General features: G+C 61.1%; 15 protein-coding genes. 8 read left to right on the forward strand and 7 right to left on the reverse strand.

The genetic code is table 11. The annotated features are described in order from the left end of the window. Positions 1–2: 2 nt before the first annotated feature. From yidC to rpmH, 4 genes are read right to left on the reverse strand one after another with little or no spacing between them, the layout of a single operon-like run. Complete coding sequence (yidC, locus tag AruPA_RS11490) at positions 3–1784, reverse strand: membrane protein insertase YidC (protein ID WP_265636846.1); 1782 nt, start codon at positions 1782–1784, stop codon at positions 3–5. Further along, the gene (gene yidD / locus AruPA_RS11495) at positions 1777–2073 is read right to left on the reverse strand and encodes a membrane protein insertion efficiency factor YidD (RefSeq protein WP_265636847.1); all 297 of its coding nucleotides are present in this window, start codon (positions 2071–2073) and stop codon (positions 1777–1779) included. The genes yidC and yidD overlap by 8 nt, the downstream gene beginning before the upstream one ends. Beyond that, positions 2070–2468 carry a ribonuclease P protein component gene (gene rnpA, locus AruPA_RS11500; protein ID WP_265636848.1) on the reverse strand — a complete coding sequence of 133 codons (399 nt, stop codon included), beginning with the start codon at positions 2466–2468 and terminating at the stop codon, positions 2070–2072. Before rnpA ends, yidD begins: the two co-directional genes overlap by 4 nt. A 50-nt stretch (positions 2469–2518) precedes the next feature. After that, on the reverse strand, positions 2519–2653 hold the full coding sequence (gene rpmH / locus AruPA_RS11505; RefSeq protein ID WP_076454639.1) for a 50S ribosomal protein L34: 135 nt from the start codon (positions 2651–2653) through the stop codon (positions 2519–2521). Positions 2654–2929: 276 nt separating this feature from the next. Here rpmH and AruPA_RS11510 point away from each other — a divergent pair, with 276 nt between their 5' ends. From AruPA_RS11510 to AruPA_RS11520, 3 genes are all read left to right on the forward strand, one after another. Beyond that, positions 2930–3844 (forward strand): patatin-like phospholipase family protein, encoded by a 915-nt coding sequence (locus AruPA_RS11510; protein ID WP_265636849.1) that lies wholly within the window; start codon positions 2930–2932, stop codon positions 3842–3844. 106 nt (positions 3845–3950) lie between these two features. Next, positions 3951–5348 (forward strand): HAMP domain-containing sensor histidine kinase, encoded by a 1398-nt coding sequence (locus tag AruPA_RS11515; RefSeq protein ID WP_265636850.1) that lies wholly within the window; start codon positions 3951–3953, stop codon positions 5346–5348. A gap of 41 nt (positions 5349–5389) precedes the next feature. Then, complete coding sequence (locus AruPA_RS11520; protein ID WP_265636851.1) at positions 5390–7567, forward strand: arginine/lysine/ornithine decarboxylase; 2178 nt, start codon at positions 5390–5392, stop codon at positions 7565–7567. Between the two features lie 39 nt (positions 7568–7606). Here the strand turns inward: AruPA_RS11520 and cueR are convergent, their stop codons facing one another. Together cueR and AruPA_RS11530 are read right to left on the reverse strand one after the other, a co-directional pair. Then, positions 7607–8029: a Cu(I)-responsive transcriptional regulator gene (gene cueR / locus AruPA_RS11525; RefSeq protein WP_265636852.1), complete on the reverse strand. Its 423-nt coding sequence runs from the start codon at positions 8027–8029 to the stop codon at positions 7607–7609. 49 nt (positions 8030–8078) lie between these two features. Then, complete coding sequence (locus AruPA_RS11530) at positions 8079–8639, reverse strand: cytochrome b (RefSeq protein ID WP_265636853.1); 561 nt, start codon at positions 8637–8639, stop codon at positions 8079–8081. A 129-nt stretch (positions 8640–8768) separates the two neighbouring features. Between AruPA_RS11530 and AruPA_RS11535 the strand changes: the two genes are divergently transcribed. Together AruPA_RS11535 and AruPA_RS11540 are read left to right on the forward strand one after the other, a co-directional pair. Continuing rightward, the gene (locus AruPA_RS11535; protein WP_265636854.1) at positions 8769–10184 is read left to right on the forward strand and encodes a glycosyltransferase; all 1416 of its coding nucleotides are present in this window, start codon (positions 8769–8771) and stop codon (positions 10182–10184) included. Positions 10185–10288: 104 nt separating this feature from the next. After that, positions 10289–10606 carry a PepSY domain-containing protein gene (locus AruPA_RS11540; protein ID WP_265636855.1) on the forward strand — a complete coding sequence of 106 codons (318 nt, stop codon included), beginning with the start codon at positions 10289–10291 and terminating at the stop codon, positions 10604–10606. Positions 10607–10623: 17 nt separating this feature from the next. Here the strand turns inward: AruPA_RS11540 and fghA are convergent, their stop codons facing one another. Next, positions 10624–11475: an S-formylglutathione hydrolase gene (gene fghA, locus AruPA_RS11545; RefSeq protein WP_408858596.1), complete on the reverse strand. Its 852-nt coding sequence runs from the start codon at positions 11473–11475 to the stop codon at positions 10624–10626. 303 nt (positions 11476–11778) lie between these two features. Here fghA and AruPA_RS11550 point away from each other — a divergent pair, with 303 nt between their 5' ends. The 3 genes from AruPA_RS11550 to AruPA_RS11560 all read left to right on the forward strand — a co-directional run bounded on the left by AruPA_RS11550 (position 11779) and on the right by AruPA_RS11560 (position 14570). Further along, a complete protein-coding gene (locus AruPA_RS11550; protein WP_029312631.1) occupies positions 11779–11982 on the forward strand; it encodes a cold-shock protein in 204 nt (67 codons plus the stop codon). Positions 11983–12163: 181 nt separating this feature from the next. Then, positions 12164–13822 (forward strand): long-chain fatty acid--CoA ligase, encoded by a 1659-nt coding sequence (locus AruPA_RS11555; protein WP_265636856.1) that lies wholly within the window; start codon positions 12164–12166, stop codon positions 13820–13822. A 313-nt stretch (positions 13823–14135) separates the two neighbouring features. Then, a complete protein-coding gene (locus tag AruPA_RS11560) occupies positions 14136–14570 on the forward strand; it encodes a MerR family DNA-binding transcriptional regulator (RefSeq protein ID WP_265636911.1) in 435 nt (144 codons plus the stop codon). The last annotated feature ends 6 nt before the right edge of the window (positions 14571–14576 follow it).

Here is a 14576-nt window from a genome sequence, read left to right on the forward strand (position 1 = left end):
GGTCAGGCCTTGACATCAACTTGACGCCGCGGCGGGCGTGTCACACCGCGCATGATGAACCATTGTTGCAGGATGGTCAGCGAGTTGTTGACGCAATAATACAGCACCAACCCGGCTGCGAAACGCCCGAGCATGAAGGTAAAAATCACCGGCATGAATTGCATCATCTTCGCCTGCGTCGGATCGGGCGGCGGCGGGTTCAGCTTCTGCTGGCCCCACATCGTCAGCCCCATGATAATCGGCAGCACGCCCAGATGCAGGAACGGCGACAATCTGCTCGGATGATACGGAATCAGCCCGAACAGATTGAACACATTGGTCGGGTCCTCGGCCGCCAGATCGTGTATCCACAGCACGAACGGTGCGTGCCGCATCCCGATCGAGATGAAAATAACCTTGTACAATGAAAAGAAAATCGGAATCTGCGGCAGCATGGGCAAGCATCCAGCGGCCGGGTTCACGCCCTCCGATTTGTAAAGCGCCATGATCTCCTTCTGCTGCTGGACCGTATCGTCCTTCAGCCGCTCGCGGATCGCGGCAACTTTGGGGGCAACCGCGCGCATCCGCCCCATCGACCGGTATGACGTCCGCACGAGCGGAAACAGGACGAGCTTCAACATCACCGTGAATACAATGATCGCAACACCATAATTGCCGAACACCGACGCCAGATAATCCAGTGCTTCGAAGATCGGTTTGGTCAGGAAGAAAAACCACCCGAAATCGATTGCCCGCTCGAACAGCGGAATATGATATTTTGCCTCATACCCGTTCAGAATGCTTAAAACCTTAGCTCCGGCGAACACATGCAGCGTGGTTCCCGCCGTTGCACCCGGTGCCGCATCGATCGCCTTGGCCGTCATGTAATCGACCTGCCAGGCTCCCTGCTTCGGATCGCCCGGCCGTTCCAGATACCGATAGGCGCCGGTCATCTCGGTGCCTTGGCTCGGAATCAGCGCAGTCAACCAATATTTGCCGGTGATGCCGGCCCAACCGCCCAGATTCGTGTCCTGGAACGCCGTGCCGGGCGCCTCGCCGGCCAGCGGGTGCTTGCCACCCGATTTCACGCCGTCATAGCTCATCTCGTGCAGGGTGCCTTTGAACGCGCCGATCGGCCCCTTGTGCAGCGTGAACGACCCCTCGACCGTCGGTAGATAGTCCCGCCGGATGCGAGACCACGGAAACACCGCAACCGCAGTCTTGCCGGCATTCACCACCCGCTGCTGCACCGTGACCATATATTCGGTATCGACCGTCATCAGCAGTTCGAACGTCACGCCCGCGCCGTTGTTCCAGGACAGCGTGACCGGATGATTGGGCGACAGGGCCCCGCCCGAACTGGTCCACAACGTCTGCGGCCCTGGCACGGCGAGCGCCGAACCCGGCGCCGCATCCCAGCCGAATTGCACGTAATACGATTTCTTGCCGCCCGGCCGCGACAGCAGTTGCACCAGCGGTGATTTTTTCGAGACTGTTTGATGGTAATTGGTCAAAACCAGATCATCGAGCCGCGCGCCGAGCAGGCTCATAGATCCTTTGATCGCCGGCGCATCGATTTTCAGTCGCGGCGCGCTGGCCGCAGCCGTCGTCGCCTCGCCAGGTACGCCGGGCGTCGCGCCGGACGACGCGGCACCGCTGGCAGGCGCCATCGTGTGCGACACCGTACTATGTGCCACAATCGGCTTCGGCGGCGGCTTGGGCAGGAAATAGCCACCCAACACCTGAAAAATCACCAGGATCACGAGCGAGATCGAGATAGCGTATAAAAGTCGGCGATTATCCATGAATTGTCTTTTCGTTCGGTAACGAGGAAATCTCGGGAGCATCGCAAACCATCAGGGCGGATCGTGATGCCGGCGGGACCGGATCGATGCCGCCCGCATGCCACGGATGGCATCGCAGAACCCGCCGGACCGCCATCAAACTCCCGCGCGCGGCGCCGTGCAGATCCAACGCCTCCATCGCATATGCACTGCACGAAGGGTAAAACCGGCACTGTCCGCCGAGCACCGCAGCGCCGAGCAACTGATACGCGCGCACCGCACCGCGCAAAGCGCGGGCCTGCGGCGTCATGAAGATGTACCGGTCACGGCATCAGCCGGCCCAGCCGATTGACGTCCAAACGACAGTGCCAGAATCGCGCCGATGTCCGCCCGCAAATGCGTGAAATCCACCGTGGCACTGTCCTTGCGGGCAATCAGCACGACATCTGCGCCCGCCACGTCGCCGTGTGCCCGGCGCGCCGCCAGTTCCAAACGGAACGCCGCCCGCAACCGTCGTCGCGCACGGTTGCGCGCCACGGCATTGCCAATTTTGCGACTCGCCGTCAGTCCCAGCCGGATCTGATCACCAGGGTTGGTCTTGAATACCTGTACGACAACACCAGGCCGCGCCACCTTGCGGCCACGCGCAGCGGCACGCAAAAAATCGGCACGCTTCGGCAGGGACTCAGGCAGTGCCCGTGGCATCAAGCCGGTCCGCAGTCAAAGAGATCGGTGCCGGTCATCAGCACCAGAAGTCAGGCCGAAAGGCGCTTGCGGCCCTTGGCACGACGATTGGCCAGAACCTTGCGGCCGCCGACAGTCTCCATGCGCGAGCGGAAACCATGGCGGCGCTTACGAACGAGTTTGGATGGCTGATAAGTGCGCTTCACGGTCTGTACTCCAACAAATCCCGGTCTGACGGGCAGATCATTAAGATGACAAAAATGGACAAGATGCCGCGTTCCGGGTGGAGCGGCTTATCGTCGCGCCGTCTTAAGCATTACGACTTGCTGCCGTCAACAAATCAGCGCGGTTGGGTGTGGGTTTGAGGCAACGGGGAAGGAAGCACTTCTTTTTTTGTTCACACAAAAGAAGACCTTCCTTCGCTTTACCGCCCCGGAGCCCTGTGCGCTTGCCGAAACGGCGTTCGGCCCACACTATGGGTCATGACCAAGCAAAGCGTCCGAACCGCCGGCCTCACTGCGCTGGCTCTCCAAGGCGGCGGCTCCCACGGCGCCTACGCCTGGGGAGTGCTCGATGCCCTGCTCGAAACCGGCTTTACCTTCGATGCCGTCTGCGGCGTCTCCTCCGGCGCTATCCTTGCCACCATGGCCGTGCAGGGCCTCGTGCAAAACGGCGCCACCGGTGCCCGCACCGCCATGGCCGCATTCTGGGACCGCGTCGTCGCCACAAATATGTTCGCCCCGCTCACCGGCCACCTCGACCGCTGGATTCCCGGCTTTGAAATCGGTCGCGAATTCGGCAGCAGCATTGCGATGCAAGGCATGTCCGCCCTGGTTAACATGTTCGGCGCCGCGACAATCAACCCGCTCGGCCAGAACCCGCTGCGCCCCATCCTCGCCGACCTGATCGACCCCGACGCCCTGATCCACCCCAGCGCCAAACGCCTGTTTATCGCCGCCACTGCCGTCGAATCGGGCCGGCCCCGCATCTTTACCAACCACGACATCACAATCGAGGCCCTGCTTGCCTCCTCCTGCCTGCCCATGTTGTTCCCGCCCGTCACTATCGACGGCATCGCCTACTGGGACGGTGCGTACTCCGGGAACCCGCCCCTTGCGCCACTCCTCGCCCTCAATCCAGCCCGCCTCGTCCTTATCCGCGCCCAAAGCCGCCTGCGCGCCGGCGTGCCCACCCAAACCAACGATATCCTCAACCGTGTCCAGGAAATCGCCTTCCAAACCGCCATCGATGCCGAATGCGCCATGCTTCCCCCCAGCCTCGCCTTCACCGAATACACTGCGGACCAGGCCCTCGCCGGCCTGACCCCTGAGTCCCGCGCCAACGCCGACCGCGCCTTCCTCGACCGCCTCTTCACCGCAGGCCGCGCCGGCGCATGACCACCACGGTGACTAGAGGCTGGATCAAGCAAGGCCAGGCGCAAAGCCCCCGGGCCTTCTTTGGTCCAACCATCAGCCCCGTAGCTGTCCCGCACCGGAGTGACGGATGTTGAAGCCGACGGCGCGGCGGGTTCGGCATAGTTTGTCGGCACGGTTGTTGTGGTTGACCGTGGGTGTGACGTTGCTGGTCGAGGTGATGATTCTGTTACCGAGTTTGGGACGGGAGCGGATGGCGTGGCTGACCAACCGGGTCACGGAGGCGCATCTTGCGGGTCTGACGGTATCGACCGCGCCGCATGGTGTGGTCGATTTGTCGACGCGCAACGAGTTGCTGCGGTTATCGGGCACGGAGGCGATCCGGTTGGTCGAGGGTGGTCGGAGCATCCTGGTGTTGCCGCCGCGGGGTACGGTTCATGCCGAGGGCCAGATCAACATTGCACATGAGACGTTGATTGGTTCGATGATACGGGCGGTGGCAGTGGTGCTCAATCTGGAGCCGCGGGACATTCTGGTAACGTCGCCGAGTCCGTTGCAGAAGGGCGTCATTGTCCAGATTGTCGTCCATAATCCGACGTTGGCGAGTCATTTGCGGCGGTATATGGCGCATATTGCTGCATTGTCTGTGGCGATTGCGTTGCTTACCGGACTGATGGTCTATCTGGTGCTCGACCGCATATTGGTGTTGCCGATGCGCCGCTTGACCGAGAGCATCGCGCGGTTCCGGGCCGATCCCGAGCACGTGGTTCCTGTCGTGATGCCTCGCCGCACCCGGGTGCGTGATGACGAGATTGGTCTGGCCGCCAGTGAACTCACCGCGATGCAGACCGAGTTACGAGCTGCCTTATGGCGCAATGCGCGGTTGGCGGCGCTCGGCACGGCGGTTGCCAAGATCAGCCATGATCTGCGCAACATTCTGTCCTCAGCGTTGCTGGTGGCGGACCGGCTGTCAGGCAGCGAGGACCCGGGCACACGGCGTGCGGCTACAACTCTGGTCACGGCGGTGGAGCGTGCAACGGATCTGGTCACCCGAACCTTGACGTTCGCGCGCGAGGGACCGCCTGCGGTGCTGCGGGCTGGATTTCCCTTGGATGAACTGATCGGCGAAGTCGCTGAACAGGTGATGGCGCAGGTCGAAACCGTGACGGTCGCTGCGGAAATACCGTTCGGTCTTGCCCCGCCGTTGGACCGGACGCAGATGTTCCGGGCGCTCTTCAACCTGATCCGCAACGCCGCTGAGGCGGGAGCGCGGCATGTTACGGTGCGCGCGGCCAGCGAAGCCGGCGTTGTCACTATCGACATCGAGGACGATGGTCCCGGTCTGCCCGAGCAAGCCCGCGCAAATCTATTCCGTCCTTTTACCGGTTCAGCCCGCCGCGGCGGCACCGGGCTCGGTCTTGCGATCGCGCGCGACCTTGTCCGCGCCCACGGTGGCGAACTCGACCTCGTCGCAACGTCCGACCACGGAACTTTGTTCCGAATTACCCTGCCGACCGAACTGGTATAATCGGGCGCCACGATCACACCGGCGAGCATAAGGAGCAGGCGATGAGCAATTTGCAGGATTATCCGATTGCGGTGGTCGACGATGATTATGCGGCCGAATCGGCGGCGGGCCGGGTGGTACGGGCGCTGGTCGCAGCGTTCGAGGCGCGGGGCCATGCAGTGCTGGCCGGGCTGACCGTCGACGATGCGCGTGCCGGCCGCGTACTCTACACCGGCTTATCCGCGGTACTGGTGTCGATCGACGGCTTTGCCGGGCGCGATGCGTTGATCGAGGCATTGGACCGGATTGTGGCCCTGGCTCTGGCACGGGCGCCGGATCTACCGTTGTTCTTGTACGGTGAGCGGCGGATGCCGGATGATCCGCCGGTGGCGCTGATGGAGCGGATCGATGGGTATTTATATCTGCATGAAGACAGCCCGGCGTTCATGGCCGGCTATGTGTCGAGTGCGATCCATCGGTATCTGGACGCGATGTTGCCGCCGTTTTTCAAGGCGTTGGCGCGCTACACCGACGCGGCGAAGTATTCGTGGCACACGCCCGGTCATGGCGGCGGGGTCGCCTTCATGCGCTCGCCGGTGGGCCAGGCGTTTCATCGGTTTTTTGGCGAGACGGCGTTGCGGGCGGATTTGTCGGTCTCGGTGCCGGAGTTGGGTTCCTTGCTCGATCATGCCGGTCCGGTGCGCGAGGCTGAGCGTGAGGCAGCACAGAGTTTTGGGGCAGATTCGACCTTTTTCGTCACCAACGGCACCTCATCGGCCAATAAGATCGTCTGGAGCGGTCTGGTCGGGCCCGGCGACAAGGTTCTGGTGGACCGGAATTGCCATAAATCGATCGTGCATGCGCTGATCATGACCGGGGCGAGCCCGATCTATCTGCGGCCGAGCCGTAACGCATACGGCATTATCGGCCCGATCCCCCGTGCGCAATTCGAAGCGGCGGCGATTGCGGCGCAGGCGGGCGGGCGCATCCGGATCGCAACGGTAACCAACTCGACCTACGATGGTCTGTGCATCAACGCGGACGCGGTAAAGCTCGCATTGGCGCCGGTGGCCGATGCCGTGCATTTCGACGAGGCCTGGCTGGCCCAGGCGCATTTTCATGAGTTTTATCGTGGATTTTACGCAATGAGCGACGGAGCCGGGCCGGTCGAGCCCTTGGTGTTCTCGACGCAATCGACCCACAAGGTCCTGGCTGCGATATCCCAGGCGTCAATGGTGCATCTGAAAGAGGGTTTGGCGCAAAAACTCGATCCTGACCGGTTCAACGAGGCGTTCATGATGCATTCCAGCACCTCGCCCTGGTACGGCATCATAGCATCGTGCGATGTGGCGGCGCGGATGATGCGGGGGAAGGCGGGCCGTACGCTGGTTGACGAAACCCTGCATGAGGCAGCCGCCTTTCGGCGCAGCATCGCGGCGCTGGGCGATAATTTCGCGGGGCGCGGCGATTGGTGGTTCAAGCTATGGGAACCGCCGGATGCCGGGTTCGACCAGGCGGATTGGACCCTGAAACCCGGCGACGCCTGGCACGGGTTTGCCGATATCACCGACGGGTTTTCGCTGCTGGACCCGATGAAGGTGACCATTCTGTGCCCGGGTCTGGGTGATGAGGATGGCATTCCGGCGCCGATCGTTGCGAAATTTCTGTGGTCGCGCGGCATCGTCGTTGAAAAGATCGGCACGTATCATTTCCTGATCCTGTTCACCCTCGGCGTCTCGCGCGGCAAATGGAGCAATCTGGTCACTGAATTGCTTGCGTTTCGCGCGCATTATGCGGCGAATACGCCGCTGGCCGACGTGATGCCCGACCTGGTTCGCGGATCGCGCGTATATGAGCGTATGGGCTTGCGCGATCTCTGCGCCGCGCAGCACGCGGTCTATCAGGATGGCCGGGTTCTCGCGATTCAGAATGCGATGTTCGAAACCCTGCCCGAACAGGTGCTGACGCCGCAGCAGGCGCACGCCGAACTCGCCGGCGGCCGCGTCGAACAGGTAAGGCTCGATGCGCTGCACGGCCGGGTGCTGGCACGGATGGTGGTGCCCTATCCGCCGGGCATTGCACTGATCGTGCCGGGGGAACGCGTGTCCTCACCGTTGATTATTGAATATCTCCGCTTTGCAGCGGCCTGGGACCGGCAGTTTCCTGGATTCGAGGCCGATATCCATGGCGTTCGCAAGGATGCGGACGGCACTTACCTGCTCGATTGCGTGCGCCTGTGAAGGACGATGCAGCCGATCGGTTTCGTTAACGCACGACCATCAGAAGGCCGTAGCGCGATTCCCCTGCGCCGCGAGATCATCAAGGATTGGACAATCCGGTCGGTTGTCGCCATGGCAACAGACCACCAGGTGGCGCAATTGCGCGCTCATCGCCTGTAAACCGGCCACCTTCGCGTCCAGCGCAGCCAAATGCGCCAGCGCGACCGCTTTCACCTCGCCCGATGGCCGTTGCCGGTCGCGCCATAACGACAACAGCACCCGGATATCCGCAATCGAAAATCCCAGATCCCGGGCGCGATGGATGAAGCCCAGCTCATGGATCAGTCGCGGGTCGTAGAACCGATAATTATTCTCACCGCGGACAGGCGCCTCAATCAATCCGATCGACTCGTAATGCCGGATCATTTTGGCGGAAGCGCCGCTTGCTGCCGCTGCTTCCCCGATCGTCAATCGCTCGCCCATGTCGCATGTCCCTGATGGTGAGTGCCTGGGAGTGGCCGCCCATTATGGGCTATCGCCACATGCGCTGCAATTCCGGGCGGCGGTCGAGCAATTGGTGTTTCAGGGCGCCGGCGATGTGGGCAACGACGAGGGTGTAGAGGGCGTAGCCGAGGTAAGTGTGGATAGCGCCGAACCAGATGTGGAAAGCGTGTTTGGTGGCGGCAGGGATGGTGGTGATGATGCCGAGGCGGAACCAGGGAATGATCCAGAATAGTTTGAGCGGATGGCTGGCAGCGGCGCTCCACGCGGAATCGTGGATCCAGCCGGTGATCGGCAGAGCAAGGATCAGCAGATAAAGAGCGTAGTGAACGGTGTGGGCGAGGGTGCGTTCCCACGGCGCGTAGCTAATCGGCATAGTGGGTGGTTTGTGGGTCAGACGCCAGGCGATGCGGGCGAATACGAGGAACAGCACGGTGATGCCGATCGATTTATGCAGATCAATCATCGGTCGTTGCCAGCTGATGGGGGCGTAATTGGCACCGAGCCCGAGGATGACATTCACCAGAATGAAAAATGCGATGCCCCAATGCAGCAAGACGGCGGTGCGGGTGTATTTTTCGGCGTCGGTCATCGGGATGCTCCGGCAGTGACTCCCATTCGTTGGGGCTGCTTGGCAGGTCGTCAAGCCACCTCATGTGACGCGCAATCGATCGTGATGAGGATAGAACCCGTGCCAGATACCTTGAACCCGATGCTCCGGATGAATTCGCCGCGCTGGACACCGCCACCGACGCCGTGGCGCAGTGTGGCGATCCATGGCGCCGTCATGGCCGTCTGGGTCGTGTTGTTTGCAAATGCGTTTTTCGCGCGCGGTATTTCGGGCTGGTCAGTCGGGATTGTCTATATCGCGTATGATACGGTGTTGCTGGCGTTTACCGTCTGGCAGACGTGGCCATTGCGCAAGGCGACCGGAATGCCCGCGCCGGTCGGGGTCCGGCCGACGCTGGGGGTGATTGTTGCTGCCTATAACGAAGCATCGGTGGTCGAGGCGACGGTCGCCGGGTTGATCGGGCAGAGCGATCCGCCCGAGGTAATCGTGATCGCCGATGATGGCTCGACCGATGGCACAGCCGCCGTGATGCGATCGGTCTACCGCCTCGAGCCGCCGCTGACGGGCGCGATCAGCGCCCCAAGCCCCATCGTGCCACAACTGCGTTGGTTGCGCCTGCCGCATGGCGGTAAGGCGGTGGCGCTGAACGCCAGTCTGGTTCATCTCAAGACCGATCTAGTTCTGACCGTGGATGCCGATACCATCCTGGATGGCGACGCGATCGGGGCAATGCGCGCAGCGTTCGCGACCACGCCGGGCTTGGTGGCGGCGACCGGAGTATTGACGCCGGTATGCGATTCCAGCCTGAGCGGGCGGGTGTTCGAGTGGTTTCAGACATATGAATATATCCGTAATTTTCTCTCGCGCTACGCATGGATGCGCCAGGACAGCCTGTTGCTGATTTCAGGCGCGTTCGCCGGGTTCCGGCGCGATGCCCTGGCGCTGGTGGGCGGATTCGATCCGGATTGCCTAGTCGAGGATTATGAATTGATCCATCGGCTTCGCCGCTACGGGTTTCTGCACGGGTTGGGTTGGCGTAGCGCGGTGATCGGTGCCGCGCGGGGGCGAACCTCGGCGCCTGGCAGCCTGCCCGCGTTTCTGCGCCAGCGCCGGCGCTGGTTCGGCGGATTTCTGCAGACCCAGTTCTGGTATCGCGACATGGTGGGGGCGGCGCGCTACCGGCGGTTGGGGACGTGGATGTTGCCGGTCAAAGCCATCGATACCATGCAGCCGATCTATGGGCTGTGCGCGTTCGCGCTGCTGCTGTGGTACATCGGCACCGGCCGGGTCACGATGCTGATTCCGGTCGGTGGGTTCATTCTGGGCAAGATCGTGATCGATCTCGGGTTTCATGGCTGGTCGGTGCATTTGTATCGCAACTGGGTGGGTGGGCGGACCCAGGCGAAGCCGGGCTTGGCGATTTTGGCCGCCGTGATCGAACCGTTCAGCTTTCAGCTGTTCCGACACCTTGGTGCAGGCTGGGGCTGGGTATATTTTCTGACTGGCAAACGTGTATGGGGGGTGCAGAAGCGTGTCGTTGCGCTCGCGGGTGAGTCGGACGCCTGACGTGGCGTGTTACCGATCGACACAGATGGCGACATGATCTGGTCGGACGCCACGTGTTCTCTGGCGATGCGGCCAGGCATCGGCCGCTGCATCAGGAGAGATCAATGACCAAACACGCGCTATCGATCAGCACCATCGGGCTTGGCACTCTTTTGTCGCTTGCGTCATGCGGCGCGGCCCTCGCCTATACGGGCCAGAGTTTGCAGAAGGATGCGTCGATCACGCCAGCCCAGGCGCAGACGATTGCATTGAAGGCGCAAGCCGGCACCGTCACCGACATGGAATTGGAGCGTGAAAGCGGCGGTTCGGGTCTGCGGTATTCGTTCGACATCACGGTGGCAGGTGCCACGCATGAGGTCGGCGTCGATGCGAAGAGCGGTGCGGTCCTGGAAAACAGCATTGATGGTGCTAAACCGGACTAAGGCACCGCGCCAGCGCGTCACAAATAATTGGCGTGGTGGCGTACATGATCGTCCACGAAGGTTGCGATAAAAAAATACGAATGGTCGTAACCATCCTGCATCCGCAGATCGAGCGGGATCGTTTTTGCGGCGCACGCTGCGCGGAGCAATTCGGGTTTGAGTTCGCGCGCGAGAAAGGGATCTGCGGTGCCTTGATCGATCAGGATCGGCGGGCCGGCCCAGCCGCGCTCTTCGATCAGGGCGGTCGCATCGTAGGCGCGCCAGACACTGCGGTCAGTGCCGAGGTAACCGGTCAGCGCCTTTTCGCCCCAGGGGCAGCGCATCGGCGAGACGATGGGCGCGAAGGCGGAGACCGATTTGAAGATTTCGGGATGTTTGAGCGCTATGGTCAATGCGCCGTGGCCGCCCATCGAGTGACCAAAGATGCCAACGCGGGCGGGATCGATCGGCAGTTCGGCGTTCAGCAGAGCGGGGAGCTCGCGGCTGATGTAGGAATACATGCGATAGCCGGACTGCCATGGCGGTTCGGTCGCATCGACATAAAAGCCGGCGCCGGAGCCGAAATCGTAGGCATCGTCTTCACCAGGATAGTTGAGGCCGCGCGGCGAGGTGTCGGGCGCGATCAGCGCGATGCCGAGTTCGGCGGCGATGCGCTGCGCACCGGCTTTAACCACGAAATTCTCTTCGGTGCACGTGAGACCGGCAAGGTAGTAGAGGGCAGGTACCGGCCCGTCAGCGGCCTGGGGTGGTAGGAATACGCCAAATCGCATCGAGCATCCGGTTTCCGTCGAGTCATGGCGGCACACGCTCTGCGTGCCGCCAAAGCTTTTCTGAGCGGAAATTGTCTCAAATTTTTCTGATACGATCACGAATTATCCTCCCTGGAACAGACCGCTGTGTTTATCGCCGGTCGTCGGTTTGGGTGCAAATGGGACCTTCAGCGGGAATATTGTCACGCGTTGCGGGAAAGGGTGGCTCCATTGCACGAGCCATGCGTATTCGCGTTGACAGGCACGCATCTTTCTGCGTCATTAACTGTGCAATCGACTTTGGCTTGCCTTGTTGCACGAGACGGGTTTCCGTACGCGGCCAAGACGTCCAAAACCCGGTTGTCCCTCTTGAGCCGTGCGGCGGTCGCACGGTGGGTGTGTCTTAGGAGCGACGACGCAACAATGGCGATCGGCACTGTCAAGTGGTTTAACACCACAAAAGGTTTCGGATTCATCGTACCGCAGGATGGCGGCAAGGATGTATTCGTTCATATCACGGCAGTTCAGGCAGCGGGCATGCGCGGCCTGAATGAAGGCCAGAAAGTCTCATACGAAATCGCGATGGAACGGGGCAAGGCTGCCGCCATCAACCTGAAAGCCGTCTGAAGTTTCTGACTTCGGAGTGCCGATGACGGGGTCCTCTGGGCCCCGTTTTTTTTTGCCTGTCTGCCATCCTTGTCTCTGCCGCGTCGGCTTGCTAGTATTAACGTTAACGGCAATAGATCCTCCAATACGATAGAGTAACATTCCGTTTGGCAGGATCCCGCCGACTTAGGAGGAAGCCAGGATGGACGCTGCCATTCACCATGCCGATGTCGATTTCGTTGCCCTCCCCGCGCCGGTCGGTGATTTGCTCGATGATGCGGCGCGCCGGTTTGCCGGGCACCCCGCGGTCGATTTTCTCGGGCGTGGCCAGACATGGGGAACGGTGGCGGATCTGGCCGACCGTGCGGCCGCGGGGTTACAGGCGCTGGGGGTGGGCAAAGGCGTGTGCGTCGGCCTGTGCCTGCCAAACACGCCGTATTCGGTGATCCTGTATTTCGCGATCCTGAAAGCAGGCGGCACAGTGGTGAATTTCAACCCGCTTTACACAGAGCGGGAACTGGCCGGGCAGATCAAGGATTCCGGCACGCGAATGATCGTGACGCTGGATCTCGCGATGATCCAGGCAAAGATCGGCCCGTTGGTGGACCAGGGGTTGCTGGACCGCGTGATCGTTTGTTCAATGGCGGATGCGTTGCCCCTGCTGAAAGCATGGCTGTTCCGTGCATTCAAGGCCAGGGATCTGGCCGCCATTCCCGATGGGAAGGCATATCTGCGATTTGATGAGTTGATTGCAGGGGCAGCGAAGCCAACGCCGGTCGTGATCGATCCTATCCACGATATCGCGGTGCTGCAATATACCGGCGGCACCACGGGCACACCGAAGGCCGCGATGCTGACGCATGGCAATATCACCGCCAATATTCAGCAGGTTCTGGCGGCAAGCCCAACGATCGGTCGCGGCACCGAGCGGATCATCGGCGTTTTGCCCCTGTTTCATGTATTCGCGATGACCGCCGTGATGAATCTGGGTGTCGCGATCGGCGCCGAACTGATCCTGATGCCCAGGCTGGACATGAAGCTGCTGATGACGACGATTACGCGCAAGCGCCCGACCATGCTTCCGGGCGTGCCGACACTGTACACAGCAATTTGCAACGCTGCCGGCGGTGGGACGGATTTATCGTTTATCAAGTTCTGCATGTCCGGTGGCGCTCCGATGTCGCTCGAGGGGATGGAGCGGTTTGAGCACCTATCGCGCTGCCCCATTCTGGAAGGGTACGGGTTGTCCGAAACCTCGCCGATCGTGACCGCGACGCGCCCCGACCATGTGAAGATTGGCTCGGTTGGCCAAGCGCTGCCGGGTACCATGGTGGAGATCCGTGACCCGGACCACCCGGAAGTCGTGCTCGCGCAAGGCGCGCGCGGCGAGATTTGCGTGCGCGGGCCGCAGGTGATGCGCGGCTATTATCACCGGCCGGAGGAGACGGCGGCGAGTTTTGTCAATGGTGCGTTGCGGACCGGCGATATCGGATATCTGGATGAGGATGGACATTTGTTCATCGTCGATCGGATCAAGGATTTGATCCTGTGCGGCGGGTTCAATGTGTACCCAAGGGTGATCGAGGAGGCCGCATATCAACATCCTTCCGTGCAGGATGCCGTGGCGATCGGCATCCCCGATGGGTATCGTGGCCAGGCGCCCAAACTGTTCGTCACGTTGCGGCCCGGAACGGCCGCAACCGAGGCTGAGATACTCCAATTTCTCAAAACACATTTGAACCGGATCGAGATTCCAAAGACTGTCGAAATTCGCGAGAGCCTGCCGAAGACGATGGTAGGCAAATTATCGAAAAAGGAGCTGGTGGCTGAGGAAGTGGCTAAAGCGCAGGCCAAGATCTAGGCGAAGTGAGACTGCTTTTTTGGAAAAAAGCAGCAAAAAACTTTTTTGAATTCAGGTACAGGCGGTTTCATCGGCACGGGCCCAGACGAATAAAAGTTTTTTGCTTCTTTTTTTCAAAAAAGAAGGCCTTGCCGCCTTCGCCTGACGCCAGCACCGGGCGCTGGACAAACAGAAGGGCATGTCCTATACGTAATAGCGATCCTCTTTGCGTAAACGCGCGGAATCGTCCATGTTCATCAATACGGAAACCCGAAACTTTGTTTCAAAATATCCAGGATTGGGCATGACTGTATTGACGACTGAGAGTCCGGCAATGGCTGCGCTGCACGCACGCCATGAGCAGGAAGTTGCGGATGCCGGCGGAACACCACGCGCGCTGTATTCGGTCAGCCAATTGGCTCGTCAGCTTGGCGTGACTGCGCGAACCATTCGCTTCTACGAGGACAAGGGGCTGGTCAACCCGAGCCGGGCCGGCACCACGCGGGTCTATACGCCGCGCGACAGGGCCCGACTGATGCTGATTCTGCGCGGCAAGCGTCTGGGCTTTTCGTTGCGTGAAATCAAGGACTATCTCGATCTATACGATATCGATCCGACGCAGCACACCCAGGTACGCCAGTTGTTGGCTGCGGTGCGCAAGCGGATCGCAAAATTGCAGGAGCAGCGGGCGGCACTTGAACAAAGCCTCGCCGAGCTTGGTGACATCGAACGCCAGTCGGAAATGGCGATCCAGAAACTGCAAAAATAAAATTCC

It is taken from the genome of Acidiphilium sp. PA, assembly GCF_026191915.1.
Classification (GTDB): Bacteria; Pseudomonadota; Alphaproteobacteria; order Acetobacterales; family Acetobacteraceae; genus Acidiphilium.

What these genes read in the sequence shown, in the direction of transcription:
- AruPA_RS11530 (WP_265636853.1), bottom strand. Translation starts at nt 8,639, where the DNA reads ATGACCGACGCCGAAAAATACACCCGCACCGCCGTCTTGCTGCATTGG.
- AruPA_RS11510 (WP_265636849.1), top strand. Translation starts at nt 2,930, where the DNA reads ATGACCAAGCAAAGCGTCCGAACCGCCGGCCTCACTGCGCTGGCTCTC.
- AruPA_RS11535 (WP_265636854.1), top strand. Translation starts at nt 8,769, where the DNA reads ATGAATTCGCCGCGCTGGACACCGCCACCGACGCCGTGGCGCAGTGTG.
- AruPA_RS11520 (WP_265636851.1), top strand. Translation starts at nt 5,390, where the DNA reads ATGAGCAATTTGCAGGATTATCCGATTGCGGTGGTCGACGATGATTAT.
- yidC (WP_265636846.1), bottom strand. Translation starts at nt 1,784, where the DNA reads ATGGATAATCGCCGACTTTTATACGCTATCTCGATCTCGCTCGTGATC.
- AruPA_RS11540 (WP_265636855.1), top strand. Translation starts at nt 10,289, where the DNA reads ATGACCAAACACGCGCTATCGATCAGCACCATCGGGCTTGGCACTCTT.
- AruPA_RS11555 (WP_265636856.1), top strand. Translation starts at nt 12,164, where the DNA reads ATGGACGCTGCCATTCACCATGCCGATGTCGATTTCGTTGCCCTCCCC.
- AruPA_RS11560 (WP_265636911.1), top strand. Translation starts at nt 14,136, where the DNA reads ATGGCTGCGCTGCACGCACGCCATGAGCAGGAAGTTGCGGATGCCGGC.
- AruPA_RS11515 (WP_265636850.1), top strand. Translation starts at nt 3,951, where the DNA reads ATGTTGAAGCCGACGGCGCGGCGGGTTCGGCATAGTTTGTCGGCACGG.
- cueR (WP_265636852.1), bottom strand. Translation starts at nt 8,029, where the DNA reads ATGGGCGAGCGATTGACGATCGGGGAAGCAGCGGCAGCAAGCGGCGCT.
- AruPA_RS11550 (WP_029312631.1), top strand. Translation starts at nt 11,779, where the DNA reads ATGGCGATCGGCACTGTCAAGTGGTTTAACACCACAAAAGGTTTCGGA.
- yidD (WP_265636847.1), bottom strand. Translation starts at nt 2,073, where the DNA reads ATGACGCCGCAGGCCCGCGCTTTGCGCGGTGCGGTGCGCGCGTATCAG.
- rnpA (WP_265636848.1), bottom strand. Translation starts at nt 2,468, where the DNA reads ATGCCACGGGCACTGCCTGAGTCCCTGCCGAAGCGTGCCGATTTTTTG.